This is a genomic window from Pseudomonas sp. DG56-2, from assembly GCF_004803755.1.
Taxonomy (GTDB): Bacteria; Pseudomonadota; Gammaproteobacteria; order Pseudomonadales; family Pseudomonadaceae; genus Aquipseudomonas; species Aquipseudomonas auratipiscis.
The window spans coordinates 4,682,932-4,706,368 of sequence record NZ_CP032311.1; the positions used below are offsets into that span (position 1 = coordinate 4,682,932).

20 protein-coding genes are annotated in these 23,437 nt (G+C 58.4%); 9 read left to right on the top strand and 11 right to left on the bottom strand.

What is annotated here, in order from left to right; translation table 11 throughout:
- Positions 1-19: 19 nt before the first annotated feature.
- The 9 genes from D3Z90_RS21465 to edd all read right to left on the bottom strand — a co-directional run bounded on the left by D3Z90_RS21465 (position 20) and on the right by edd (position 10,745).
- Positions 20-1,366 (bottom strand): carbohydrate porin, encoded by a 1,347-nt coding sequence (locus D3Z90_RS21465; RefSeq protein WP_136477920.1) that lies wholly within the window; start codon positions 1,364-1,366, stop codon positions 20-22.
- 54 nt (positions 1,367-1,420) lie between these two features.
- Positions 1,421-2,578: an ABC transporter ATP-binding protein gene (locus tag D3Z90_RS21470; RefSeq protein WP_136477921.1), complete on the bottom strand. Its 1,158-nt coding sequence runs from the start codon at positions 2,576-2,578 to the stop codon at positions 1,421-1,423.
- 5 nt (positions 2,579-2,583) lie between these two features.
- Positions 2,584-3,429: a carbohydrate ABC transporter permease gene (locus D3Z90_RS21475; RefSeq protein ID WP_136477922.1), complete on the bottom strand. Its 846-nt coding sequence runs from the start codon at positions 3,427-3,429 to the stop codon at positions 2,584-2,586.
- Positions 3,422-4,330: a carbohydrate ABC transporter permease gene (locus tag D3Z90_RS21480; RefSeq protein ID WP_136477923.1), complete on the bottom strand. Its 909-nt coding sequence runs from the start codon at positions 4,328-4,330 to the stop codon at positions 3,422-3,424. The genes D3Z90_RS21475 and D3Z90_RS21480 overlap by 8 nt, the downstream gene beginning before the upstream one ends.
- A gap of 57 nt (positions 4,331-4,387) precedes the next feature.
- Positions 4,388-5,650 (bottom strand): ABC transporter substrate-binding protein, encoded by a 1,263-nt coding sequence (locus tag D3Z90_RS21485; protein ID WP_136477924.1) that lies wholly within the window; start codon positions 5,648-5,650, stop codon positions 4,388-4,390.
- Between the two features lie 142 nt (positions 5,651-5,792).
- Positions 5,793-7,187: an ATP-binding protein gene (locus tag D3Z90_RS21490; protein WP_136479021.1), complete on the bottom strand. Its 1,395-nt coding sequence runs from the start codon at positions 7,185-7,187 to the stop codon at positions 5,793-5,795.
- A gap of 43 nt (positions 7,188-7,230) precedes the next feature.
- Entirely contained in the window at positions 7,231-7,947 is a 717-nt protein-coding gene (locus tag D3Z90_RS21495; protein WP_136477925.1) for a response regulator, read from the bottom strand.
- A 15-nt stretch (positions 7,948-7,962) separates the two neighbouring features.
- A complete protein-coding gene (locus D3Z90_RS21500; RefSeq protein WP_136477926.1) occupies positions 7,963-8,922 on the bottom strand; it encodes a glucokinase in 960 nt (319 codons plus the stop codon).
- Positions 8,919-10,745 carry a phosphogluconate dehydratase gene (gene edd, locus D3Z90_RS21505; RefSeq protein WP_136477927.1) on the bottom strand — a complete coding sequence of 609 codons (1,827 nt, stop codon included), beginning with the start codon at positions 10,743-10,745 and terminating at the stop codon, positions 8,919-8,921. The genes D3Z90_RS21500 and edd overlap by 4 nt, the downstream gene beginning before the upstream one ends.
- A 263-nt stretch (positions 10,746-11,008) precedes the next feature.
- Between edd and gap the strand changes: the two genes are divergently transcribed.
- The 7 genes from gap (at position 11,009) to D3Z90_RS26870 (ending at position 17,842) form a co-directional block, all read left to right on the top strand.
- Positions 11,009-12,010, top strand: coding sequence for a type I glyceraldehyde-3-phosphate dehydrogenase (gene gap, locus D3Z90_RS21510; RefSeq protein WP_136477928.1), 1,002 nt, complete (start codon positions 11,009-11,011; stop codon positions 12,008-12,010).
- Between the two features lie 118 nt (positions 12,011-12,128).
- Positions 12,129-12,647 carry an RNA polymerase sigma factor gene (locus tag D3Z90_RS21515; RefSeq protein ID WP_136477929.1) on the top strand — a complete coding sequence of 173 codons (519 nt, stop codon included), beginning with the start codon at positions 12,129-12,131 and terminating at the stop codon, positions 12,645-12,647.
- A 68-nt stretch (positions 12,648-12,715) separates the two neighbouring features.
- Positions 12,716-13,678 carry a FecR domain-containing protein gene (locus D3Z90_RS21520; protein WP_136477930.1) on the top strand — a complete coding sequence of 321 codons (963 nt, stop codon included), beginning with the start codon at positions 12,716-12,718 and terminating at the stop codon, positions 13,676-13,678.
- 119 nt (positions 13,679-13,797) lie between these two features.
- Positions 13,798-16,392 carry a TonB-dependent receptor gene (locus D3Z90_RS21525; protein ID WP_136477931.1) on the top strand — a complete coding sequence of 865 codons (2,595 nt, stop codon included), beginning with the start codon at positions 13,798-13,800 and terminating at the stop codon, positions 16,390-16,392.
- 127 nt (positions 16,393-16,519) lie between these two features.
- Positions 16,520-17,134, top strand: a complete 615-nt coding sequence (locus tag D3Z90_RS21530; RefSeq protein ID WP_136477932.1) for a biliverdin-producing heme oxygenase — start codon at positions 16,520-16,522, stop codon at positions 17,132-17,134.
- Between the two features lie 59 nt (positions 17,135-17,193).
- Complete coding sequence (locus tag D3Z90_RS21535) at positions 17,194-17,619, top strand: YbaN family protein (RefSeq protein ID WP_136477933.1); 426 nt, start codon at positions 17,194-17,196, stop codon at positions 17,617-17,619.
- Positions 17,620-17,698: 79 nt separating this feature from the next.
- Positions 17,699-17,842: a hypothetical protein gene (locus D3Z90_RS26870; RefSeq protein ID WP_168198417.1), complete on the top strand. Its 144-nt coding sequence runs from the start codon at positions 17,699-17,701 to the stop codon at positions 17,840-17,842.
- A gap of 40 nt (positions 17,843-17,882) precedes the next feature.
- Here D3Z90_RS26870 and D3Z90_RS21540 read toward each other — a convergent pair whose 3' ends face one another.
- Together D3Z90_RS21540 and arcD (D3Z90_RS21545) are read right to left on the bottom strand one after the other, a co-directional pair.
- A complete protein-coding gene (locus tag D3Z90_RS21540; protein ID WP_136477934.1) occupies positions 17,883-18,683 on the bottom strand; it encodes a hypothetical protein in 801 nt (266 codons plus the stop codon).
- 134 nt (positions 18,684-18,817) lie between these two features.
- Complete coding sequence (gene arcD, locus D3Z90_RS21545) at positions 18,818-20,245, bottom strand: arginine-ornithine antiporter (protein ID WP_136477935.1); 1,428 nt, start codon at positions 20,243-20,245, stop codon at positions 18,818-18,820.
- A gap of 441 nt (positions 20,246-20,686) precedes the next feature.
- On the opposite strand from arcD (D3Z90_RS21545), the gene arcD (D3Z90_RS21550) reads away from it, so the two are divergent.
- Together arcD (D3Z90_RS21550) and arcA are read left to right on the top strand one after the other, a co-directional pair.
- The gene (arcD, locus tag D3Z90_RS21550) at positions 20,687-22,114 is read left to right on the top strand and encodes an arginine-ornithine antiporter (RefSeq protein ID WP_136477936.1); all 1,428 of its coding nucleotides are present in this window, start codon (positions 20,687-20,689) and stop codon (positions 22,112-22,114) included.
- A 31-nt stretch (positions 22,115-22,145) separates the two neighbouring features.
- On the top strand, positions 22,146-23,402 hold the full coding sequence (arcA, locus tag D3Z90_RS21555; protein ID WP_136477937.1) for an arginine deiminase: 1,257 nt from the start codon (positions 22,146-22,148) through the stop codon (positions 23,400-23,402).
- The last annotated feature ends 35 nt before the right edge of the window (positions 23,403-23,437 follow it).

Below are 23,437 nucleotides of genomic sequence, written 5' to 3' on the forward strand. Positions count from 1 at the left end.
AAATTTACAACATATTTCCTCAGAACGACGACTGAATCTTCAAGCCGGCGACCAGCGCGTTATCTACTTCGTCTACCCCACCCGGACGCTTGATGTACTGCAGGTTGGGGCGCACGGTCAGCCAGTTGGTCACATGAAAGCCGTAATACAGCTCGGCGTTGTACTCGGTCTTCTGAATCGGCACAAAGTTCGGATTGTCGTAATCGCTGATGCCGCTCTGTTGGTTGAGCAGTTCGGCGCGGTCCTTGACGTCGTCATTGACATGAATCCGCGCCACACCAAAACCGATGTCATCCTTGGGGCGCGCGTCGAACGGGCCTTTGTAGACCATGCCGAGCTGTTGGTAGTTATCGACAACGTTGGTGGCCTTGTCATGCACGGTGAAGTTGGCAAACAGGCTCAAGCCACGACTGGCATCGCCGTTATGAGCTGTCACCTGCTGTTGAGCCACGACCCACCAACCATGCTTGCTGGAGTGCGACTTGAAGTCATTGCCAGTAACCGCCTGGGGCTGGCCGTTGACATCATCGAAGACATCGTCCGCCTTGGCCGTACTGTAGTAATAACCCAAACGATATTCGCCCGGCAGCTCGTTGAGCCTCGGCGACCACACCAACTCCACCGGCAGGATCATTCCCTTGGTGCCGCTGCCGCTGAGCTTGAAACCATTGCCGGTCTCAAGATTGGAAGGATTCTGCTCGTACACCCCGACCTGCGCGAAAAACTCCGGAGTGAGGTTGTATTTCACCCGCATTGCCCACTGGCTGACGGGCCAGTTGTACCAGATGCCGCCGACCCAGTTGCCGACCTGCGAACCGCAGAACGCCAGGTTCTGGAAGTCGCAAGGGAAGCTGTTGAAGTCCTCGCCCTCACCGAAACGGCCGACTTTCACATCCAGGGCGCCATCGAAGTACTTTTGCTTGACCCACATTTGCGTCAGGCGCCAGGTCTGACCGCGCCCCCAGACCTCCTGCACCGAACTGAACTGCCCAGCCCGCGGGTCGCTGATACGATCGTTGGACAGGTTACGCCCACTGCGCTCGGTAACTGCCAGTTTGAACTCAGCATCGTGCCAGCCGAGAATTTTCTCCAGGTCCAGGTGCGCGCCCAAGGCAAATTGATCGCTGTAGCGGGCCGTCTTGTCGTTGTTGTAGCCACCGTTGAGGTTACCCGCCACCTCGCCCACGTAGTCCAGGGTAAAGTCGTAGCCCTTCTCCAGCAGCTCGGTACGCTTACCGCCCCAATCGCCGCTCATCCATTTCGATTCCGGGGCAAAAGCGCCAGCCGCTTGCGCCGCACCGCTGAGCCCAAGGGCAGCCAGCAGGGTCAGCGCCCCCAACGGCTTGATGCGTTTGAAGTGATCCATCCTTTGTTTCCTCATTTTATTGTTCTTGATGGGTTCATACGGCTTACAACGAATTCAACGGCCCTTGAATTGCGCTACGCTGTCTTTGGTCACGCTTGACGGAGCAACGTTCACACCAAGGCGTTCGCCGCTGACAGCATCGAACAACAGCACCCGTGCAGGATCGAACTGGAGCTTGAGCGTGTCGCCAACCCGCACCGACACATCCGGTGCCAATCGACAGCAAACCTTGGTCTGGTTGAGGGTGACGAAGGCCAACAGGTCGGGGCCGGTGGGTTCGGTAATCTGCACCTCGGCGTGAATACTCGGCAAACCATTTCCCTGCGCAGGCGCCAGGCTGATCTGCTCGGGACGAATGCCAAGAATCACTTCAAGCTGATCAAGACTCGCATCACTGATACCCAACGGTAGCTCGCAGCGGGCCTGACCACTGTCGAGCGTTGCCTGCAAGCGGCCATCCTTGTGCTGCAAACCTACACGCACGAAGTTCATCGGTGGCGAACCAATGAAGCTGGCCACAAACAGATTGGCCGGATCGCTATAGATCTGTTGCGGGGTGCCGAATTGCTGAATCAAGCCATCCTTCATCACCGCCACTTTGTCACCCAGGGTCATCGCTTCGATCTGATCGTGGGTGACGTATACCGTGGTGGTCTTGAGGCGCTGATGCATCAGCTTGATCTCGGTGCGCATCTCCACCCGCAACTTGGCGTCGAGGTTGGATAGCGGCTCGTCGAACAGATAGATCTTCGGCCGCCGGGCCAATGCCCTTCCCATGGCCACGCGCTGCTGCTGCCCCCCAGAGAGCTGGCCAGGCTTACGTGTCAGCAGGTGCTCGATCTGCAGCAATTTAGCAACCCGGGCGACCTCGTCATCAATGGCCGCCGCAGGCATCTTGCGCATCTTCAGGCCGAAGGCGATGTTGTCACGCACATTCATGGTCGGGTACAGCGCATAGGACTGAAAGACCATGGCGATATCGCGGTCCTTGGGGCTCACCCCGCTAATATCGGTATCGTCGAGCAGAATCGCCCCGCCGCTGATCTGTTCAAGTCCGGCAATACAGTTCATCAGGGTCGACTTGCCGCACCCGGAAGGCCCGACCAGAATCAGGAACTCGCCTGATTCGATCGACAGGTCGATATGCTTGAGGGTATCCGGCAATCCACTGCCGTATGTCTTGTTGACGTTGCGCAGTTCCAGTGTTGCCATAGTGTTTACCCCTTGACCGCGCCGGCCGTAAGCCCGCGCAGGAAATACTTGCCAGCCAGCACATAGACCAACAGGGTCGGTAACCCGGCGATCATCGCCGCCGCCATGTCGACGTTATATTCCTTGGCCCCGGTGCTGGTGTTGACCAGATTGTTCAGGGCTACAGTGATCGGTTGCGCATCGCCGCTGGCGAATACCACACCGAAAAGAAAGTCGTTCCAGATCTGGGTGAACTGCCAGATCAGGCAGACCATGATGATCGGCACCGACATCGGCAACAGGATGCGTCCGAAGATGGTGAAGAAGCCTGCCCCGTCCAACCGTGCGGCCTGCACCAAGGCACTCGGCACACTGCAGTAGTAGTTGCGGAAAAACAGCGTGGTGAACGCCAGGCCGTAGACGATATGCACCAGAACAAGGCCGGTGGTGGTACTGGCCAAGCCAAGTTTGCCGAGGGTAAAGGAGGCAGGCAGCAATACCGTCTGGAACGGCAGGAAGCAGCCGAACAGCAACAGCCCGAAGAACAGTTGCGACCCACGAAAGCGCCACATCGACAGGACATAGCCGTTGAGCGCGCCGAGCAAGGTCGAGATCAGCACCGCCGGAACGGTGATCTTCAGCGAATTCCAAAAGTAACCGCCGACGATGTCCCAGGCCTTGATCCAGCCGATTGCAGTGATTGCCTCGGGCCAACTCAACAAGTTACCGGTACGGATGTCATCCACTGATTTGAAGCTGGTCAACAGCATGGCAATCAATGGAATCAGGTAAAGCAGGCAAGCCAGCAACAGTGTCGAGTAGATGGCCATTCGGCTGAAGCTGAAGGTTCGCGCAGCCAGGGATCTAGTCATGGCGCTTGCTCCTCAGTTCCGAATACAGGTAGGGCACCAGAACGGCCAGGATCGCGCCAAGCATCAGCATCGCACTGGCCGAGCCCATCCCCATCTGCCCGCGGCTGAAGGTGAAGGAATACATGAACATTGCCGGCAAGTCGGAGGCATACCCAGGGCCGCCTGCGGTCATGGCGGCGACCAGGTCGAAGCTCTTGATGGCGATGTGCGCAAGAATCATCACCGCGCTGAAGAAAACTGGACGCAGGCTGGGCAGCACGATGCGCAGGTAGATACTCGGCAGGCTGGCACCATCGACCTGGGCGGCGCGAACAATCGACTGATCGACGCCGCGAAGCCCAGCCAGAAACAGCGCCATGACAAAACCCGAGGCCTGCCATACTGCTGCTATTACCAAGCAATAGACAACCCGGTCAGGGTCGACCAGCCAGTCCAGGCGAAAGCCTTCCCAGCCCCAGTCGCGCAACATCTTGTCCAGGCCCAGCCCTGGGTTGAGCAGCCACTTCCAGGCTGTACCGGTAACGATCATCGACAGTGCCATGGGGTACAAGTAGACGGTACGGATAAAGCCTTCCCGGCGAATGCGCTGGTCCAGCAACACCGCCAGCAGCACGCCGATCGCCAGAGTGATCGCGATGAACATGCCGCCGAACACCATCAGGTTCTTGCTTGCCACCCACCAACGATCGTTTTCCATCAGCCGGGCGTATTGCGCCAGACCAACCCACTTGTAGCTGGGCATGAAGCTGGAATTGGTAAAGGACAGAATGAAGGTCCAGAGGATGTAGCCGTAGAAGCCCACCAGGACAATCAGCATACTTGGCGCCAGTACCAGCTTGGGCAGCCAGCGCTGCAAGGCATCGACAGGCGAGGCCTTGTTGAATATGGCAACAGTGCTCATCAGAGACTCTCGAGTGAGGTGAGGGTCAACGCGGGGCGAGCCCGCTCCCACAGGAATTCACTTGGCCGACTTGATCGCCGAGTCAAGCTGCTTGACCGCCGTTGCGGGATCCGCTTTCGGGTCATTGAGGAAGTTGGTCACCACGTCGAAGATTGCCCCCTGCACCGCCAGGGTCGTGGCCATGTTGTGGGCCATGCTCGGTTGCAGGCCATCGCCTTTCTCGGCCTCCTTGAAGTCCACCGCGGACTTCTGCGTGCAAGCGTCGAACTGGCTCATGTCCATGTCCTGGCGCACCGGCAGCGAACCTTTGTTCTGGTTGAACACTGTCTGGAACTGCGGCTCAAGAGCGACTTTTGCCAAGTCGTTCTGGGCGTTGATGTCGTTTTCGTTCTTGAGCTTGAACATCGCCAGGGAGTCGATGTTGTAGGCGAAGCTGCCTTGGGTGCCCGGAAAGGCCACACATTGGTAGTCCTTGCCGGCGACTTTGCCGGCGGCAGTCCATTCGCTTTTCGCCCAGTCACCCATGATCTGCATGCCAGCCTTGCCGTTGATGACTTCGGCGGCGGCGATGTTCCAGTCACGACCGGCGCGATTGGGGTCCATGTAGGTGCCCAGGCGCTGCAGGGTCTTGAACACCTCAACCATCTGCGTTCCGGTGAGGGTGTCTTGGTCGAGTTCGACGAACGCCGCGCGATAACCCTTGGGACCGAGGATACTCAGGGCAATGTCCTCGAACACAGTGCTGTCCTGCCACGGCTGACCGCCATGGGCCAAGGGGATAAAACCGGCGGCCTTGAGCTTGTCGGCAGCAGCGAAGAGCTCATCGAGCGTGGTCGGGACCTTCGCCCCGGCCTTGGCGAAAACCTCCGGATTGATCCACAACCAGTTGACCCGATGGATGTTCACCGGCACTGCCACGAAGTGGCCATCGTACTTCATGATCTGCGCGACTTTCTGCGGCAACAGGGCATCCCAGTTGTTGGCCTTGGCGACATCGTCGAGCTCGGTAAGCAGACCCAGCGCGCCCCATTCCTGAATGTCCGGTCCTTTGATCTGTGCAGCAGCTGGCGGGTTACCGGAAATGGCCCGGGTTTTGAGCACTGTCATGGCCGCCGCACCACCGCCACCGGCGACGGCATTGTCCTTCCAGATGAAACCGTCTTTTTCCACCTGTGCCTTGAGGGTTTCAACGGCCTTGGCTTCACCGCCAGAAGTCCACCAGTGCAGCACCTCCACGGTACCGTTGTCAGCGGCCATGGCGTTCAAGGGCAACAAGGAGGCAAGAGCAACGACAGCGGCGAGGCGATTGATCGCATTCATGGGCAAAACCTTTTCTTGTTGTTATGCAGGTGCAAGTCAGGGTGCTTGCGCTTGCCTGGAGTCTAACCAGCCCGTGGAGCGACAGAAGTAACGAAGGGATGCGTGAATGTCACCAGTCGGTGACATTCAGCAGAGCACCGCGTCAGTCGCTGTAACGAGGCAGGCTCAGGGTCACCCGCAAGCCACCGTCACGTAAATTTCGCAAGCTCACTTCCCCGCCGTGGCTGTGCGCGATGTTGCGCGCGATGCCCAAGCCAAGCCCATATCCTTGCTGTTGCCCGGCGAGACGAAAATGAGGTTCGAACACCTGCTCCTGACTGTGCTCAGGTACACCCGGTCCTTCGTCATCTACCTGCAGGACAAACCCCGTCTCACTGTCGAGTACGCGCAGGTGCGCGCGCTCACCGTATTTCAAGGCATTGTCGATCAGGTTGCCCATGCACCGACGCAACGCCAGTGGTTTGCCCGCATACAGCGCAAGCGCCCTACCCTGTACCGTAACCCGCCCATTGATCAGATAGGGCTCGACCAGACAATCGAGTACATGGTTGAGATCGATATGCTCGATGTTCTCGTGAATATCAGTGTCTTTGACGCACTGCAGCGCACCTTTGACCAGCATTTCCAACTCATCGAGGTCACGGCTGAACTTGCCTTGCTGCTGTGGATCCTCAAGTAACTCGACCCGCAAGCGCAAACGCGTAATCGGGGTGCGCAGGTCATGCGAGATCGCACTGAACAACTGACTGCGCTCGGTCAAATATCGGCTGATGCGCTCACGCATGGTATTGAACGCGCGACTGACCTCGACCACTTCACTTGCACCACCCTCCACCACAGGCTGAACATCGGCGCCCAGCGACATCTCTCGCGCCGCCCGCGCCAGGCGCTTGAGTGGTCGGCTCTGCCAATGCACCAGCAAGCCAATGAACAGCAGCAGAAAGAAGCTGGTCAGGCCGATGAACCACACCTGCTGATACGGCAGACCTTCGTCTTCTAGACTGGTATAGGGTTGGGGCATCAGTGAGGCGATATACAGCCACTCGTCTTCGCCAAGGCGAATCTGAGTGACCAGTATCGGCGGATCGACCGGCTCCAGCGTCAGCGCGTAATGCGCCCAGGAACGCGGTAACTCATCGAGTTTCAGGCCACTGTTGAAAATACGCAGATCCCGGGGGCTTACAAACGCGAGAGAGATGTCTACCTGTTCGCCCAGGCGCTGTCGCAACACTTCAGCCACCGCTGTGACCACCGCGCGCTTACGCGGAGTCTCGGGCAACACTTGCATGCCCAGCGGCTTGTCGTTGAGCGAAACAACGAAACGGGTGCCGCCCATGCTGCGCAACTGGTCGAGAACCATGGGCCGGTAGGCCAGCGGTAACGAGCGAAAATAACTGACACTGGCACTCATCGAGTGGGCCAGGCTGCGAGCGCTGGCAACCAGCCCTTGCAACTGGCTGGCACGTAGTTGTGACAGCCAGATCAGACTCGACAAGCCCTGCGCCATCAGCACCACCAACAGGGTCAATAGCAGCATGCGCCCGAGCAATGATCGAGGCAGCGGCAAACGCCAACGCCCGTCAGTGCGCAGGCGCAACACTGGCCGCCAACAAGTAGCCACTGCCACGCACGGTACGAATCAGTCGCGGCGGCTTGTGGGTGTCGCGCAAGCGTTGGCGCAAACGGCTGACCCCCATATCGACAATACGATCCAGCGGCATGGGTTCACGCCCACGCGTGGCATTGCCGATCATGTCACGATCAAGGATCTGCTGGGGGTGATCGAGAAACAGTTTGAGCAAGGCAAAATCAGCGCCAGACAAAATCACCTCTTCACCATCGCGGTGGAACAAGCGGTGACTGACTGTATCAAGTCGCCAGTCATCGAAAGCCAGCACGTCGCCACTGCTACGCTCCTGACCGAAACTGGCGCGACGCAGCAGTGCCTTGATGCGGGCCTGTAACTCGCGTGGGCTGAAGGGTTTGCCCAGATAATCATCAGCCCCCAACTCAAGGCCGATGACGCGGTCAGCTTCATCGGAACTGGCTGTCAACATGATGATCGGAACCTGCGCCTGACGCGGATGCTGACGCACCCAGCGACAAAGGCTGAAGCCGTCTTCATCCGGCAACATCACATCGAGAATCACTAGGTCACAATCGCTGCCATCCAGGGCCTGGCGAAATCCGCGACCATCGGCAGCGGCCTGAACAGTGAAACCGCAGCGACTCAGATAGGTTTGCAGCAGTTCGCGAATGTCCTGGTCGTCGTCGACCAGCAGTATCGACTTGCTCACAGTCCTGTTCCTTGTTCAGTGACAGCTAAATTGCTGCAGCGCCACACCCGCCCCAAGCAAGCCAGAGAATTCAGCGGTCACCAGCCACACGGGGATCCCTTTGAAATAGCCGCTCATGCAGCCCTTGGCGGCAAAACTTTCGGTAAAGCCGCTGCGCAAGAACAGCTCGGCGAAACGAGGTACGATGCCGCCGACAATGTACACGCCACCGCGTCCACCCAGGGTCAGAACATTGTTACCGGCGACCCGCCCCAGAAAGCGGCAGAACTGCTCGATTACCGCCAGCGCCAGCGCATCACCGGCCAATGCAGCATCAGTAATGGCTGCAGGACTCTGCAGCACCGGCGCTTGCCCGTCCAGCGCACAAATTGCCTGGTACAAGCGCAATAAACCACCGCCACTGAGCACGGTCTCGGCGCTGACATGACCGGTCTCGCTGGCGATCTGCTGACGGATCTGCGCCTCGCGGGCATCACCGACCGGCAGGTCGACATGCCCTCCTTCTCCCGGTAACGCCATCCAGCGGCCATCGTCCAGGCCGAGCAAGGTTCCCACACCCAACCCGGTTCCAGGGCCAATGACCACCGCCGGACGCCGCGCCTCGGCCTGACCAGGGCAAACACCAAGGCATTCGTGCGGCTGTAGCCGCGTCATGCCCAGGGCCATGGCGGTAAAGTCATTGATCAACAGCAGTTGCTCAACATGCAGGGTCTTACAAAACGCCTCACGGCTCAGGCGCCAGTGATTATTGGTAAAGCGAAACTCATCACCATTGACCGGCCCCGCGACCGCCAGGCAGACCGCGCCCAGATCCCCTCTGACCAACCCCTGTGCCAGCAGGTACGCACCGATAGCCTGCTCAGGACTTGTGTAATCGGCGGTGGCGAACACCTGTACCGAGTGCATCCGATTATTTTCCCAGAGGGCAAAACGAGCGTTGGTACCGCCGATGTCACCTACCAGGGCACGCTTCATTTAAGCGCCTCCAGCGCCGAGGTAAAGGCGCTGGCACCCTGCTCGGCAGGACTCAAGGCCATGCGCAGGAAACCGAACAGCTCACGTCCGCAGCCCAGGTCGTTGCCCGTGGGTGCCGGGGGAAGTTCGCGGTCTGCCAATTCAGCAGCATCCAGTTGCACCGTCAGCGTGCCGGCCACGCCATCGACACGCACGATATCGCCATCGCGCACCCGCGCCAGCGGCCCACCGTCAAACGCTTCCGGGCAGACATGAATAGCCGCCGGGATTTTCCCTGAGGCGCCAGACATACGGCCGTCGGTCACCAACGCGACCTTGAAACCGCGGTCCTGCAGCACCCCCAGGAACGGTGTCATCTTGTGCAACTCCGGCATGCCATTGCAACGGGGACCCTGAAAGCGCATCACCGCGACGAAATCGCATTCCAGCTCCCCAGCCTGGAAGGCATCTGCCAACGCTTGCTGATCATGAAATACCCGTGCCGGCGCTTCGACAACCTGATGTTCGGGGGCGACGGCAGAAACCTTCATGACCCCGCGACCTAGGTTGCCCGCCATCACGCGCAAGCCACCCTCGGGCGAGAACGGCCGCGCGACCGGACGCAAAATGGCCTCATCAAGACTCGCCTGCGGCCCTTCGCGCCAGACCAGTTTGCCATCCTGCAGGAACGGCTCCTGGGTGTAGCGGCGCAAGCCGTGGCCGGCCACGGTATTGACGTCTTCATGCAAGAGCCCGGCATCGAGCAGCTCGCGAATCAGGAAGGCCATGCCGCCCGCCGCCTGGAAGTGGTTGATATCAGCCTTGCCGTTCGGATAAACGTGCGACAGGGTCGGCACCACTTCGGACAGCTCGGCCATGTCCTGCCAGGTCAACTGGATACCGGCCGCTTGCGCAATCGCAGGCATGTGCAGGGTATGGTTGGTCGAGCCGCCCGTTGCGTGCAGGGCAACGATGGAGTTGACCAGGGATTTTTCATCGACTATTTCGCCCAGCGGCATGAAGTCACCGCTGGCCTTGGTCATCCGCGTCACCTGCTGTGCAGCCTCGACCGTAAGCGCATCGCGCAGCGGCGTATACGGGTTGACGAACGAAGCCCCAGGCAAGTGCAGGCCCATCACTTCCATCAGCAGTTGATTGGTGTTGGCAGTGCCATAGAACGTGCAGGTGCCAGGGCTGTGGTAGGACTTCATTTCCGACTCGAGCAGCTCTTCGCGGCTCGCCTTGCCTTCAGCGTAACGCTGACGCACATCGGCCTTTTCCTTGTTGGAAATGCCAGAAGGCATCGGGCCGCCAGGGACGAAGACGGTCGGCAGATGACCGAAGCGCAGAGCGCCCATCAACAGGCCCGGTACGATCTTGTCACAAATTCCCAGCATCAGCGCCGCATCGAACATGTTGTGCGACAAGGCAATGGCCGTAGACATGGCAATCACTTCACGGCTGGCGATCCCCAGCTCCATGCCCGGCTCGCCCTGAGTTACACCGTCGCACATGGCGGGTACGCCGCCGGCGAACTGGCCGACCGAACCGATTTCGCGCAAGGCCTGCTTGATTTGCTCGGGGTAGTGTTCGTAGGGCTGATGCGCCGAGAGCATATCGTTATAGGCAGAAACGATAGCGACGTTAGCGGCGTTCATCATGCGCAGGCTGTTCTTGTCCTGGCTGCCACAACCGGCCACCCCGTGGGCAAAGTTTGCGCATTGCAGCTTGGCCCGCATCGGTCCGTCACTGGCTGCCCCGCGAATCAATTGCAAGTAGCGTTCACGGGTAGGACGGCTGCGGGCGATCAGCCGTTGGGTGACCTCAAGAATGCGCGGATGCATGTACTGAACTCCAGGCTAACGGTGGTTGCGACCTCTGCGGCAGTTTCCCTAATCAGCGTTCACCACCTAGGCTCAAAACCAGGGGCGACTGTTGCGGGAGGACGGCTTGGCCGATCGCTCGTTGTAGATTAAATAAAATACTGCCAGCAAAAAGGCTTGTTTTCTATTTTTTTACGAATAATCTTGTAATTCCAACAACAAAAACGTTTAAGTGAAGCAATCCCTCGTTTTACCACGGCTTCACCGCTAGCAGAGGTAGCTCCATGACCCTACGTATCGCAATCAATGGCTTTGGCCGCATTGGCCGCAATATCCTTCGCGCACTCTATACCGAAGGCTACCGTCAGGACCTGCAGGTCGTCGCGATCAACGATCTAGGCGACAGCGCGATCAATGCGCACCTGCTCAAATACGACAGCGTCCATGGCATCTTTGCTGCCAGCGTCGAGTCCGATCACGAAAGCCTGACCGTCAATGGCGACCGTATCGCCGTCAGTGCCATTCGCAACCCGGCTGATCTGCCATGGAAAGCCGAAGCCATCGATGTGGTATTCGAATGCACTGGTTTATTCACCGAACGCACGAAGGCTGCCGCCCACCTCACTGCTGGGGCGCGCAAAGTGATTATCTCGGCACCGGCCAAAGGTGCAGATGCAACCATTGTCTATGGTGTGAACCATGACCTGTTGCGCGCCTCGCATCAGATCATTTCAAGTGCCTCCTGCACCACCAACTGCCTCGCGCCCGTGGCCCAGGTTCTGCACCGCGAGCTGGGCATCGAACAAGGCTTGATGACGACCATCCACGCCTACACCAACGACCAAAGCCTGACCGACGTTTACCACAGCGATCCATTTCGTGCCCGCTCAGCCACTCAGTCAATGATCCCGAGCAAGACCGGGGCAGCCGAAGCTGTAGGCCTGGTACTGCCGGAGCTTGCCGGCAAACTCACCGGCATGGCCGTGCGCGTGCCGGTGATCAACGTCTCGCTGGTCGACCTGACGGTAAACCTCAAGCGCGAAACCAGCGTCGAAGAGGTCAACAACTTGCTCAAGGATGCCAGCCGCCATTCCAAGGTGCTCGGCTACAACAGCCTGCCGCTGGTGTCGTGCGACTTCAACCACAACCCGCTGTCGTCGATATTCGACGCCAACCACACCCGTACCAACGGCCGAATGCTCAAAATACTGGCCTGGTATGACAATGAGTGGGGGTTCTCCAACCGCATGCTCGATAACTGCCTGGCGCTTTGTAACGCGCAATGATCCTGGCCTGCTTCCATAGCTGACCAGGGGTGGTAAAACAGGTTCTGAAGCTGCAACTACTTGACCATCAGGTTTATGATAAGCATTATCATTCGCTTCACATTGGTCGGGTATTGCTGTGAGTCAGTCTCAGTTCAACGCGGTGTTCCTCGCCCAGCGGCTCAGTCTGCTGCGTACCCTGCAGCGCATGGTCGACAACCCCAGTACTGCCGAAGACCTGCTGCAAGAGACCTACCTGCGCGTCACCCGCGCCCTGGGCGAGCGTCCGATCGAACACCTGGAACCGTTCGTTTTCCAGACCGCTCGCAACCTGGCGCTGGACCACCTGCGCGCTCGTCGGGCGCAGTCGCGCAATCTGGTTGACGATGTGCCCGAACAAATTCTGCACAACGTCGCCGCCCCCAGCAGTAGCGCCGAAGATGCTGCCCATGCCGAGCAACTGCTCAAGCGCCTAAGCGTCAGCCTTGGGCAATTGACCCCGCGCCAGCAACGAATTTTCATTCTCAGCCGCCTGCATGGCGCAAGCTATATGGAAATTGCCGAACAGCTCAATGTCTCGGCCAGCACGGTTCAGAAGGAACTGAAATTGATCATGGCCATCTGTGTCGGCGTCGCCAATCGTCTGAACCGCGAATAGACCCGGCTTGCCACGCAACGCATTACGCTTGATCATAAATAGAACGACAAGACCACCCAGGACTCTCCGTGACCGATAGCGCCTCTGACCGCCCTTCGCCGCCGGACCCGGCTGCCTGCGATATCGCCATGGATCAGGCACTGGACTGGCTGATCCGTCTGCAATGCGCCACCACCGAAGACACCCAGGCGTTCGAAGCCTGGCTGGAAGCCGATCCTGCCAACGCCCAGGCCTATGTCGATGCTGAAGCACTTTGGCAAGGTGAAACCGTGCGCCAGGCTGCCAGCCAGATTGCCCAGGCCCACCGCCCCTCGCGCCTGGCGCGTTTGCGCCCACACTGGAAGCCCATGGCTGCGGCTGCGGTTTTGCTGATTGGCGTGTTTACTCTCGGCAATCTGCCGGTGCGCCTTCAGGCCGATCACCTGACAGTGGTTGGCGAGCGTCAGCGCCTGCAACTTGAGGACGGCTCGAAGGTTCTGCTCAATACCAACTCAGCGTTCTCCAGCGACATCGATAATCGTCAGCGCGTCGCTCGCCTGTACCAGGGCGAGGCATTCTTCGAAGTGCCCGCCGGCCTTGAACAGCCACTGGAACTGCAGGCAGGGCCGTTGCGTGCCAGTGTTCGCGACAGCGATTTCGCCGTCCGCTACCTCGACGGGGAAGCCCAGGTGCGAGTGCAGCGCGGCGATATCGATCTTCAGGGCAGCAGCGACCAGCGTATTCGCCTGTCCAGTGGGGACAGCATCAAGGTCGGACCACACGGCTTTGGCCAGCGCGAACGCGTCGACGCGCAAAAGGACCTGGCCTGGGTCGAGGGTCGACTGATCTTTGAAAATTGCCCACTCAACCAGGTACTGGCCGAATTGCGTCGCTACTATCCTGGCCTCATCATCTCTCGCAATGAGCGCCTGGAGCAGGTCGCCGTTACAGGCAACTATCGCCTCGACCAGCCGCTGGAGACCTTGCGCTCCCTGGCCCACATAACCTCGGCACAACTGTACGAGTTCCCGGCAGTGGTTATTCTCAACTGACCTGGAAGTATTTTTACGCGATCCCCTGCGACGATTCGTCTCGTTATAGCCAATGCAACTGATTCTTATTTTTGAATCAGGTAGCACCTATAACATTCGCGCGACAGGGAGCGCTTTCGATGTCTACTGGTTTCACTCGTCGGTCCTCGGACACTTCACGTACACCCGGCCTGCAACGTTGCACCCTCTCCCTGTTGACCCTGGCCATGCTTGCCAGCGGCGCCTGCAGCTTGCCTGCATTGGCGGCCGAACCCGTTCAGGCCAGTGCCTCGCGCATGGGTGACTACCGTTTTGCAATCAACCAGCAGCCACTGGTTTCGGCGCTTAATGCCTTCACCGCGGTAACCGGTTGGCAGGTTGGGCTGTCGGCTGAACTGGCAGAAGGGGTGGCCTCGCCAGGGGTCCAAGGTTCGCTGAAGCCAGATGCAGCCCTGCAGCGCCTGCTCGTGGGCACGGGTCTGAAGTACCGCAAGCTTGGACCAGGCAACGTGGTACTGGAGCGCAGCAACTCCAGCGCTATCGCCCTGCAGCAGATCACTGTCACCGCTACTCGCAGCGCCCAGGACATCAGCCAAGTACCAAGCACGGTGTCGGTACAAACCCGCGAACAACTCGACCGCCAGAACGTCAACAGCATCAAGGATCTGGTGCGCTACGAGCCAGGTGTATCGGTAAGCGGAACAGGCCAGCGCAGCGGTCTGAACGGCTACAACATTCGCGGTATCGACGGTGAACGGGTACTGACTCAGATCGACGGTGTGTCGATCCCCGACAGTTTCTTCTTCGGTCCCTACGCACAAACCCAGCGCAACTATGTCGACCCGGAAATCGTCAAACGTGTGGAGATTCTTCGAGGCCCAGCTTCGGTGCTGTATGGCAGCAACGCCATTGGCGGCGCGGTCAGTTACTTCACCCTGGATGCCGACGACATCATCAAGCCTGGCCAGGATGTCGGTGCACGGTTGAAAACCGGCTACAGCTCAGCTGACGAAAGCTGGTTGAACGCCGCCACCGTCGCCGGGCGCCAAGGCGATTTCGACGGTCTGTTACACCTGAGCCAACGCAATGGCCATGAAACAGAGTCCTACGGCAATCACGGCGGAACCGGCCTTGAGCGGACCGAGGCCAACCCTGAAGACGTGCGCACCACCAACATTCTGGCCAAGGCCGGCTGGAACTATGCCGACGACTCGCGCCTGGCCCTGACCTATGAGCATTACAAGGACGATCGCGACCTTGATCAAAAGAGCGCCGTAGGTGGACCGTTCATTCCTGGTTTCGGCGCCATGAACTCCTACCGCGACCGCACCGGCAACGATACCGTGACCCGCGAACGTTTCGGCATCAACCACGAATTCGCCTTGGGCAGTTCGTTGGCCGACAACATGAAGTGGAGCCTGAACTACCAGATCGGTAAAACCGACCAACGCACCGAAGAGTTATACTTTGCCCGGGGCCGTGAAGTTTTCCGTGACCGCAAGACCACCTACAAGGATCGCCAATGGGTCTTCGATGCTCAGTTGGACAAGGCGTTCAACATCGGTGAAACCGAACATCTGCTGACTTACGGCACCACGCTCAAGCATCAGAAAGTCACCGGTTCGCGCAGCGGCACCGGCACCTGTCTGAACGTCGGCGGCACCTGCGCCGCTATCGGCGCCGATAGCCCAGACGATGGCCAGGTGCGGGTGAGTGACTTCCCGGACCCGACCGTCAACACCTACAGTTTGTTTGCTCAGGATGAGATTCGCTGGAATCAGTGGACCTTCTTGCCTGGCGTGCGCTACGACTACACCCAACTCAAACCCCACATGAGTGATGAGTACCTGCGCGGCGTTGAAGCTTCAAGTAACGATCCGGTCAACGATGACCAGAAGAAGTGGCACCGGGTATCGCCCAAGTTCGGCGTAACGTACGCCTTCAACGATAACTACACCTGGTACGGTCAGTACGCCGAAGGCTTCCGTACACCAACGGCAAAAGCACTTTATGGCCGTTTCGAAAATCCAGGGCTGGGCTACAGCGTACGGGGGAACTCCAATCTCGATCCGGAAACCAGCAAAAGTTATGAAACCGGCCTGCGTGGCAACTTTGATGCAGGCAACTTTGATGTCGCGGTGTTCTACAACAAGTACCGCGACTTCATCAACGAAGACGCCATCCAAGGCTCCAACATTGGCACCACGTTCGAAGCCAACAATATCAAGCACGCCACCATCAAGGGTGCCGAGTTCAAAGGTCGCTTGAACCTCGATCACTTCGGTGCGCCTCAAGGCGTCTACACCCAGGGTTCGCTGGCTTATGCATACGGTCGCAACGACGACACCGGGCAACCACTGAACAGCGTCAACCCGCTTACCGCGGTGATGGGCCTGGGTTACGAACAGGAGCAATACGGTGCGTTGCTGAGCTGGACCTTGGTCAAGCGCAAGGATCGCGTCGACGACACCACCTTCTTCGCCCCCGACGGTACCAGCAAGCAGTTCCGCACGCCTGGCTACGGCGTACTCGACCTCGCCGGCTTCTACAAAGTTACCGAAGACATCACCGTCAACGCCGGTCTTTACAACCTGACTGACAAGAAATACTGGCAGTGGGATGACGTACGCGGCTATGACGGCCTCGGTGAAGCGGCGGTGACCTCGCCTGCCAACCTCGACCGGTTGACCATGCCTGGCCGTAACTTCGCCATCAATCTGGTCTGGGACATCTGAGTGCTTCGCGGGGCGGGTCGATGACTCGACGTGCCCCGTGACATCCCACTCAGGTGAGGATTTTTTACTGTCGTACGTCCTCTTGTTCGTCTAGTAACAAGGCACGCCCAATTCGCAAGGAATCACCATGACCGCCGCAACCACCACCGAACGCGCCAGCCTGCGTTCGCAGCGCCTGAACCAACTGACCCACGCTCCGCACACCGAGCTCGATGCGTTGGTCAAATCACATGCGCCTTTTGAAACTCGCGAAAGTTTCGCCCGTTTCGTTGTCGCTCAGTACCTGTTCCAGAATGAACTCAAAGCGCTGTACACCGACCCGGCACTGATCGCCATCGTCCCTGACCTGGCCGAACGCTGCCGCGCCGAACAGGCTGGTCTTGACTTGGCGGATCTGAACACCGAAATTCCCGCCGACTTCGCCGGTGCGGTCATTAACCCAAGTCTGGGTGAAGCCATGGGCTGGATCTTCGTTTCCGAAGGCTCCAAGCTCGGTGCTGCCTTCCTGATCAAGCGTGCGGTAGGCCTGGGCCTGTCCGACAGCTTCGGTGCTCGTCACCTGGGCGAACCAGCCGGCGGTCGCGCCGAAGGCTGGAAGCAGTTCACGCGCATTCTCGACGGCCTGGAACTGAGCGCCGAAGAAGAAGCCAAGGCCGAGCAAGGTGCAGTCGCTGCATTCGAGCGATTCACCGAACTGCTCAAACACGCTTACGCGACTGCGCCTAAAGCCGAACTGGCCTGATGCGCCGTACCCGGTTACCCTTTTGGTAACCGGGCCCTACCCGTGCTACCGACGATGCCATGACACGCCCCTCCAGCTCGAAACTCGCTCGCCTGCTGTTCGGCCTTCTGGCCTATGTAAGCCTGGCCATTGGCCTGGTCGCAATCGTCGTGCCTGGCTTACCCACCACCGAGTTCATTCTTCTCGCTGCCTGGGCGGCCACCCGCAGTTCGCCGCGCCTGAGCGCCTGGCTGGAAAATCATCGACTGTTCGGACCGATCCTGCACAACTGGCGTAACGGCAAAGTAATCCAGCGCCGCGCCAAACTCAGCGCCACCGTAAGCATGGTCGTGTGCGCGAGCGTGATGCTGGTGTTTCTCGACCACCGTTGGCCGGTTTTTCTTGCGATTGGCGGCATGGCCCTGGGCAACCTGTGGATCTGGTCACGCCCGGAATCCGCGCCGTTGAGCCACGCCGACCGCTCATCGGCGCCCACTCAAGGCTAACGCGGAAACGCCGATGCAGTGACTGGCCCAGCGCCGAGACCGGAGTGCCGGCGACTTACGCGAAGCGATTAACCAGAGCTTGGCCACCAGCTTCGAGCGCAACCCCAAGGTACTGGGTATCTGGCTGGCGTTCGAGCCACACGCCATGGGTGACAAGGTGAGCAGCCAGCTCAACACCCTTTCGTCCCAGCAAATGGCGCTGATGGACCCGTTCAGCGTGTGAACTGGCGTCGGTCCAAGGCCTGAAAAATGAACAAGATCGATCAATATTTCAGGTCGATCTTACCGTCCTGTACCTTATGGGTTTTGCCGCCGGCGTTGAACTCGAATGAGAAACCTGCGGTGAAGGTTTGCTTGACTTTGTCCCATTCGGTTCCGTTCAGGGTGCTGTTCTTGGTCAGATAAACCCCGGAGTTCTTGGCGAACAATGTGAGAGCAGGCGCTTTAAGGTTGTCGAAGGATACGAGCATAATGATTGCCTGCTCATCCCCGGAGCGAAGTGTTTGCCAGGCATGAAGCTCGTAGAGCATTTCGCTCTTTTTATGAAATTCGAACCCTGAGGCCTCGAACGATTCCACCTTCGGGATCAGCCCTGGGGACAGTTTGGCGGTCACAGATGAAACAACCGAGTCCGCTCGTTCACTCATGCCGATGTTCTCGAACGTTACGTTGCCTTGAACGATGTGTTCCCTATCGTCAATCGAGGCCACAAAAAAGAACCCGGCACGGAGGACTTTTTCTCCCTTTTCCAAACGCTTGACCACGCCTGATGACGCAAAACTCGCCCCCCGGGAAGTCACGAAAACGGCGCGTATGCCATCTGCGCCTTCAGGTACGATCGGATGGTCACCATTTGCTATGTTTTCCGGGATCATGAACAGAATCAGGCTGTAGTTTTCGTCGACATCACCCTGCAGCCCCCAGACGTGAATGTCATTCCCTAGACGATAAATATCCAGTAAATCGGCCTTGAAGGGATTACCGGTGTCGGTAGGTGGCGCTATGTCCGCCAGCATCAATCCCTCGAATGATAATGTGCGTTCCCATCGATCAATTGTACTCATGTCAATTCCCACCCTGTCGTCGCTCATCATTGGCACCAGTCGCTGGTGACCATCTCAGACACGACGTTAGGCGTTCCGTTTGTCCCTCCACAACTGACAAAAATACTAGGCAATAGCTGACCGGTAGCGCACCTCTATAGGCTCAACAACCCGCTGTAAAGCGAATAAGCCGCCACCCCCGCCCCCACCAGTACCATCAGAAAAATCAACTTCTCCCAATGGGTAAAAAGCGCCTGGCCCTGCTCATGCTTGGCCCGAGCAAAAAGGATTACGCCTGGTGCGTACAGCAACGCCGAGAGAAGCAAGTACTTCAAGCCACCGGCATACAGCAGCCAAACTGCATAGACCAGCGCGATCCCCGCAATCAGGAAATCCTTGCGTCGCGCCCTTGCGTGCTCCTGATAACTTTCCCCGCGTATCGTCAATAACAAGGCATAGGCTGCCGACCACAGGTAAGGCACCAGGATCATCGACGAAGCCAGGTAAATCAGGCTGGTATAGGTACCTGCCGAGAACAACGTAATCAGCAGGAATAGCTGAATCATCACGTTGGTCAACCACAAGGCATTAGCAGGCACATGATTGGCGTTTTCCTTGGCTAGGAAGCGCGGCATGGTCTGGTCCCGCGCAGTGGCGAAGAGAATTTCGGCACACAACAGTGCCCACGACAACAATGCCCCCAACAACGAAATAGCCAGGCCAATACTGATCAGCAATGCGCCCCACGGCCCGACGATATGCTCCAGCACCGACGCCAGCGACGGGTTCTGCAACGCTGCCAGTTCGGGCTGGGTCATGACACCCAACGACAGCACGTTGACCAGCACCAGCAAAGCCAGCACACCGACGAAGCCAATCACCGTGGCCTTACCTACGTCCGAGCGTTTCTGAGCTCTGCCTGAGTAAACGCTGGCGCCCTCGATGCCGATGAACACGAACACGGTCACCAGCATCATGTTGCGCACCTGGTCGAGCACGCTGCCGAACTTCGGGTTGCTCAGGCCCCAGATGTCGCGCGTAAAGATATCCGCCCGAAAGGCCACCGCCGCGATGACGACAAACATCAGCAGCGGCACGATCTTGGCCACCGTGGTCACCTGGTTGATGAAAGCGGCTTCCTTGATGCCGCGCAGCACCAGAAAGTGAACGGCCCACAGCAGCAGAGAGGCACAGGCAATGGCGGTGGGCGTGTTGCCCTCACCAAAAACCGGGAAGTAAAACCCCAGGGTGCTGAACAGCAGCACGAAATAGCCGACGTTGCCCAGCCAGGCGCTGATCCAGTATCCCCAGGCGGACGAAAAGCCCATGTAATCGCCAAACCCGGCCTTGGCATAGGCGTAAACCCCCGAATCCAGGTCCGGCTTGCGGTTGGCCAGGGTCTGGAACACAAAAGCCAGGGCCAACATGCCCACCGCTGTGATGCCCCAACCGATCAGCACGGCGCCGACGTCAGCGCGCGCGGCCATGTTCTGTGGCAAGGAAAAAATTCCGCCACCGATCATCGAGCCGACCACCAGCGCGATCAACGCACCCAAGCGCAGTTTTTGTCCCGGTTCGGACATGCAGATCCCCTTTTGTCTCGTCTTTGTAACCTCAGCGAGGCACCCTGAAGTTAAATATATGTGCAGTTTAGGCGTTTATAAATATTACGTCTTTAAAACTATCCTCATCATAACTATGACGCCTATGCCGGACGAACTAGATGGTGAGTTTTGTGCACTAGATCGGGCCTTTCAAGTAAACAAGAGAAAATCTCGTTAAAAATTTGCTAAAGCTGTGAAACGGGCTAGCTTCAATTCTCGCAGGCTGTCAGAGCGAATGCTCTAAAACACCATGGAGGTGCCTGTGTACGAGGCTTTCAGCAAGGCCATCGGCATACTCCGGGGGGAGCTCTTTCTGTCAACGATGCAACGGACCGCACCATAAACTGACTTGAATCAGCTTACGAATACGTCGCTGGATTTACTCTAGCTTCATCTTTTCAACTGATATGGAGTTATTCGATGTCAGACACTCCCGGGAAACTACGACTTGGTGCACTTGTTGCACTAGTAGTCGGTTCAATGATTGGCGGCGGGATCTTTTCGCTGCCGCAAAACATGGCTGCAAGTGCTGACGTAGGCGCAGTGCTGATCGGTTGGGGCATCACCGCCATCGGCATGCTGACCCTGGCCTTCGTGTTCCAGACCCTGGCCAACCGAAAGCCGGATCTTGACGGTGGGGTATACGCCTACGCCAAGGCTGGGTTTGGCGATTACATGGGCTTTTCGTCCGCCTGGGGGTACTGGATCAGTGCCTGGCTGGGCAACGTCGGCTACTTCGTGCTGCTGTTCAGTACCCTGGGCTACTTCTTCCCGATCTTTGGCGAGGGTAACACCCCGGCAGCCATCATTGGCGCTTCGGTGCTGCTGTGGGCCGTACACTTCCTGGTGCTGCGTGGCATCAAGGAAGCTGCCTTCATCAACCTCGTCACTACCGTAGCCAAGGTAGTGCCACTGGCGCTGTTCATCCTCATCGCGCTGTTCGCGTTCAAGCTGGACATCTTCACCGCTGACATCTGGGGCACCATGAACCCGGACCTCGGTAGCGTGATGAACCAGGTGCGCAACATGATGCTGGTCACCGTCTGGGTGTTCATCGGTATTGAGGGTGCGAGCATCTTCTCCGCCCGAGCAGAAAAGCGCTCGGATGTAGGCAAGGCGACCGTCATTGGCTTCATCACCGTGCTGCTGTTCCTGGTTCTGGTCAACGTCCTGTCACTGGGCATCATGACTCAGCCTGAGCTGGCCAAACTGCAGAATCCGTCGATGGCAGCGGTGCTTGAGCACGTGGTTGGCCACTGGGGTGCAGTGCTGATCAGCGTAGGCCTGATCATCTCGCTGCTCGGTGCCCTGCTGTCCTGGGTACTGCTGTGCGCCGAGATCATGTTCGCCGCCGCCAAAGACCACACCATGCCGGAGTTCCTGCGCCGCGAGAACGCTAACCATGTACCTGCCAATGCGCTGTGGCTGACCAACGCCATGGTGCAGATCTTCCTGGTCATCACCCTGTTCTCGGCCAGTACCTACCTGTCGCTGATCTACCTCGCCACCTCGATGATCCTGGTGCCTTACCTGTGGTCTGCGGCCTACGCCTTCCTGCTGGCATGGCGCAGCGAGACTTACGAGCAAGCGCTGGCTGAACGCAAGAAAGACCTGATCATCGGCGGTATCGCCCTGGTCTATGCCATCTGGCTGCTGTACGCCGGTGGCGTCAAATACCTGCTGCTCTCGGCTCTGCTCTATGCCCCTGGCGTGATCCTGTTCGCCAAGGCCAAGCGCGAGGTCGGCCAACCGATTTTTACCAATGTGGAGAAGCTGCTTTTCGCCGCCGTGGTTATTGGCGCCCTGGTGGCTGCCTATGGCCTGTACGACGGTTTCCTGACTCTGTAACCCCCGTATTCGCAACTTGGAGGAAATAACCATGTCCACGGAAAAAGTTAAGTACGGCGTACATTCTGAAGCCGGCAAACTACGTAAAGTGATGGTCTGCTCCCCAGGCCTGGCGCACCAGCGCCTGACGCCGAGTAACTGCGACGAGCTGTTGTTCGACGACGTCATCTGGGTCAACCAGGCCAAGCGTGACCACTTCGATTTCGTCACCAAGATGCGTGAGCGCGGTATCGAAGTGCTGGAAATGCACAATCTGCTGACCGAAACCGTTCAGAACCCAGAAGCGTTGAAATGGATCCTCGATCGCAAGCTCACCCCTGATACCGTGGGTATCGGCCTGACCAACGAAGTACGCAGCTGGATCGAAGGCCTGGAACCACGCAAGATTGCCGAATTCCTGATTGGCGGCGTGGCCGGTGAAGACCTGCCAGAAAGTGAAGGTTCCGGCGTCATCAAGATGTACCGCGACTACCTGGGCCACTCCAGCTTCCTGCTGGACCCACTACCCAACACCCAGTTCACTCGCGACACCACTTGCTGGATCTATGGCGGCGTCACCCTGAACCCGATGTACTGGCCAGCGCGACGCCAAGAAACCCTGCTGACCACTGCCATCTACAAGTTCCACCCAGAGTTCACTGAAGCTGACTTCGAAATCTGGTATGGCGATCCTGATCAGGATCATGGCAAAGCCACGCTTGAAGGCGGCGATGTAATGCCAATTGGCAACGGCGTGGTTCTGATCGGCATGGGCGAGCGCACCTCGCGTCAGGCCATCGGCCAACTGGCTCAATCGTTGTTCGCCAAGGGCGCGGTCGAGAAAGTCGTTGTCGCCGGCCTGCCAAAGTCCCGTGCAGCGATGCACCTGGACACCGTGTTCAGCTTCTGCGACCGCGACCTGGTCACGGTCTTCCCTGAAGTGGTCAAGGAAATCGTACCGTTCGTCATCCGTCCGGACAGCAGCAAGCCTTACGGTATGGATGTACGCCGCGAGAACAAGACCTTCATCGAGGTGGTTGCCGAATCCCTCAACCTGAAAAAACTGCGTGTCGTCGAAACCGGCGGCAACAGCTTTGCCGCTGAACGCGAGCAGTGGGATGACGGTAACAACGTGGTGGCTGTAGAGCCTGGCGTAGTCATCGGTTATGACCGCAATACGTATACCAACACCTTGCTGCGCAAGGCTGGTATCGAAGTCATCACCATCAGCGCTGGCGAACTCGGCCGCGGCCGTGGCGGCGGTCACTGCATGACCTGCCCAATTGTCCGCGACCCTATCGACTACTAAAACGACCATCAACCCAGCCGCGCCTACCCGGCGCC

What these genes read in the sequence shown, in the direction of transcription:
- D3Z90_RS21465 (WP_136477920.1), bottom strand. Translation starts at nt 1,366, where the DNA reads ATGGATCACTTCAAACGCATCAAGCCGTTGGGGGCGCTGACCCTGCTG.
- D3Z90_RS21470 (WP_136477921.1), bottom strand. Translation starts at nt 2,578, where the DNA reads ATGGCAACACTGGAACTGCGCAACGTCAACAAGACATACGGCAGTGGA.
- D3Z90_RS21475 (WP_136477922.1), bottom strand. Translation starts at nt 3,429, where the DNA reads ATGACTAGATCCCTGGCTGCGCGAACCTTCAGCTTCAGCCGAATGGCC.
- D3Z90_RS21480 (WP_136477923.1), bottom strand. Translation starts at nt 4,330, where the DNA reads ATGAGCACTGTTGCCATATTCAACAAGGCCTCGCCTGTCGATGCCTTG.
- D3Z90_RS21485 (WP_136477924.1), bottom strand. Translation starts at nt 5,650, where the DNA reads ATGAATGCGATCAATCGCCTCGCCGCTGTCGTTGCTCTTGCCTCCTTG.
- D3Z90_RS21490 (WP_136479021.1), bottom strand. Translation starts at nt 7,187, where the DNA reads ATGCTGCTATTGACCCTGTTGGTGGTGCTGATGGCGCAGGGCTTGTCG.
- D3Z90_RS21500 (WP_136477926.1), bottom strand. Translation starts at nt 8,922, where the DNA reads ATGAAGCGTGCCCTGGTAGGTGACATCGGCGGTACCAACGCTCGTTTT.
- edd (WP_136477927.1), bottom strand. Translation starts at nt 10,745, where the DNA reads ATGCATCCGCGCATTCTTGAGGTCACCCAACGGCTGATCGCCCGCAGC.
- gap (WP_136477928.1), top strand. Translation starts at nt 11,009, where the DNA reads ATGACCCTACGTATCGCAATCAATGGCTTTGGCCGCATTGGCCGCAAT.
- D3Z90_RS21525 (WP_136477931.1), top strand. Translation starts at nt 13,798, where the DNA reads ATGTCTACTGGTTTCACTCGTCGGTCCTCGGACACTTCACGTACACCC.
- D3Z90_RS21530 (WP_136477932.1), top strand. Translation starts at nt 16,520, where the DNA reads ATGACCGCCGCAACCACCACCGAACGCGCCAGCCTGCGTTCGCAGCGC.
- D3Z90_RS21535 (WP_136477933.1), top strand. Translation starts at nt 17,194, where the DNA reads ATGACACGCCCCTCCAGCTCGAAACTCGCTCGCCTGCTGTTCGGCCTT.
- D3Z90_RS21540 (WP_136477934.1), bottom strand. Translation starts at nt 18,683, where the DNA reads ATGAGTACAATTGATCGATGGGAACGCACATTATCATTCGAGGGATTG.
- arcD (WP_136477935.1), bottom strand. Translation starts at nt 20,245, where the DNA reads ATGTCCGAACCGGGACAAAAACTGCGCTTGGGTGCGTTGATCGCGCTG.
- arcD (WP_136477936.1), top strand. Translation starts at nt 20,687, where the DNA reads ATGTCAGACACTCCCGGGAAACTACGACTTGGTGCACTTGTTGCACTA.
- arcA (WP_136477937.1), top strand. Translation starts at nt 22,146, where the DNA reads ATGTCCACGGAAAAAGTTAAGTACGGCGTACATTCTGAAGCCGGCAAA.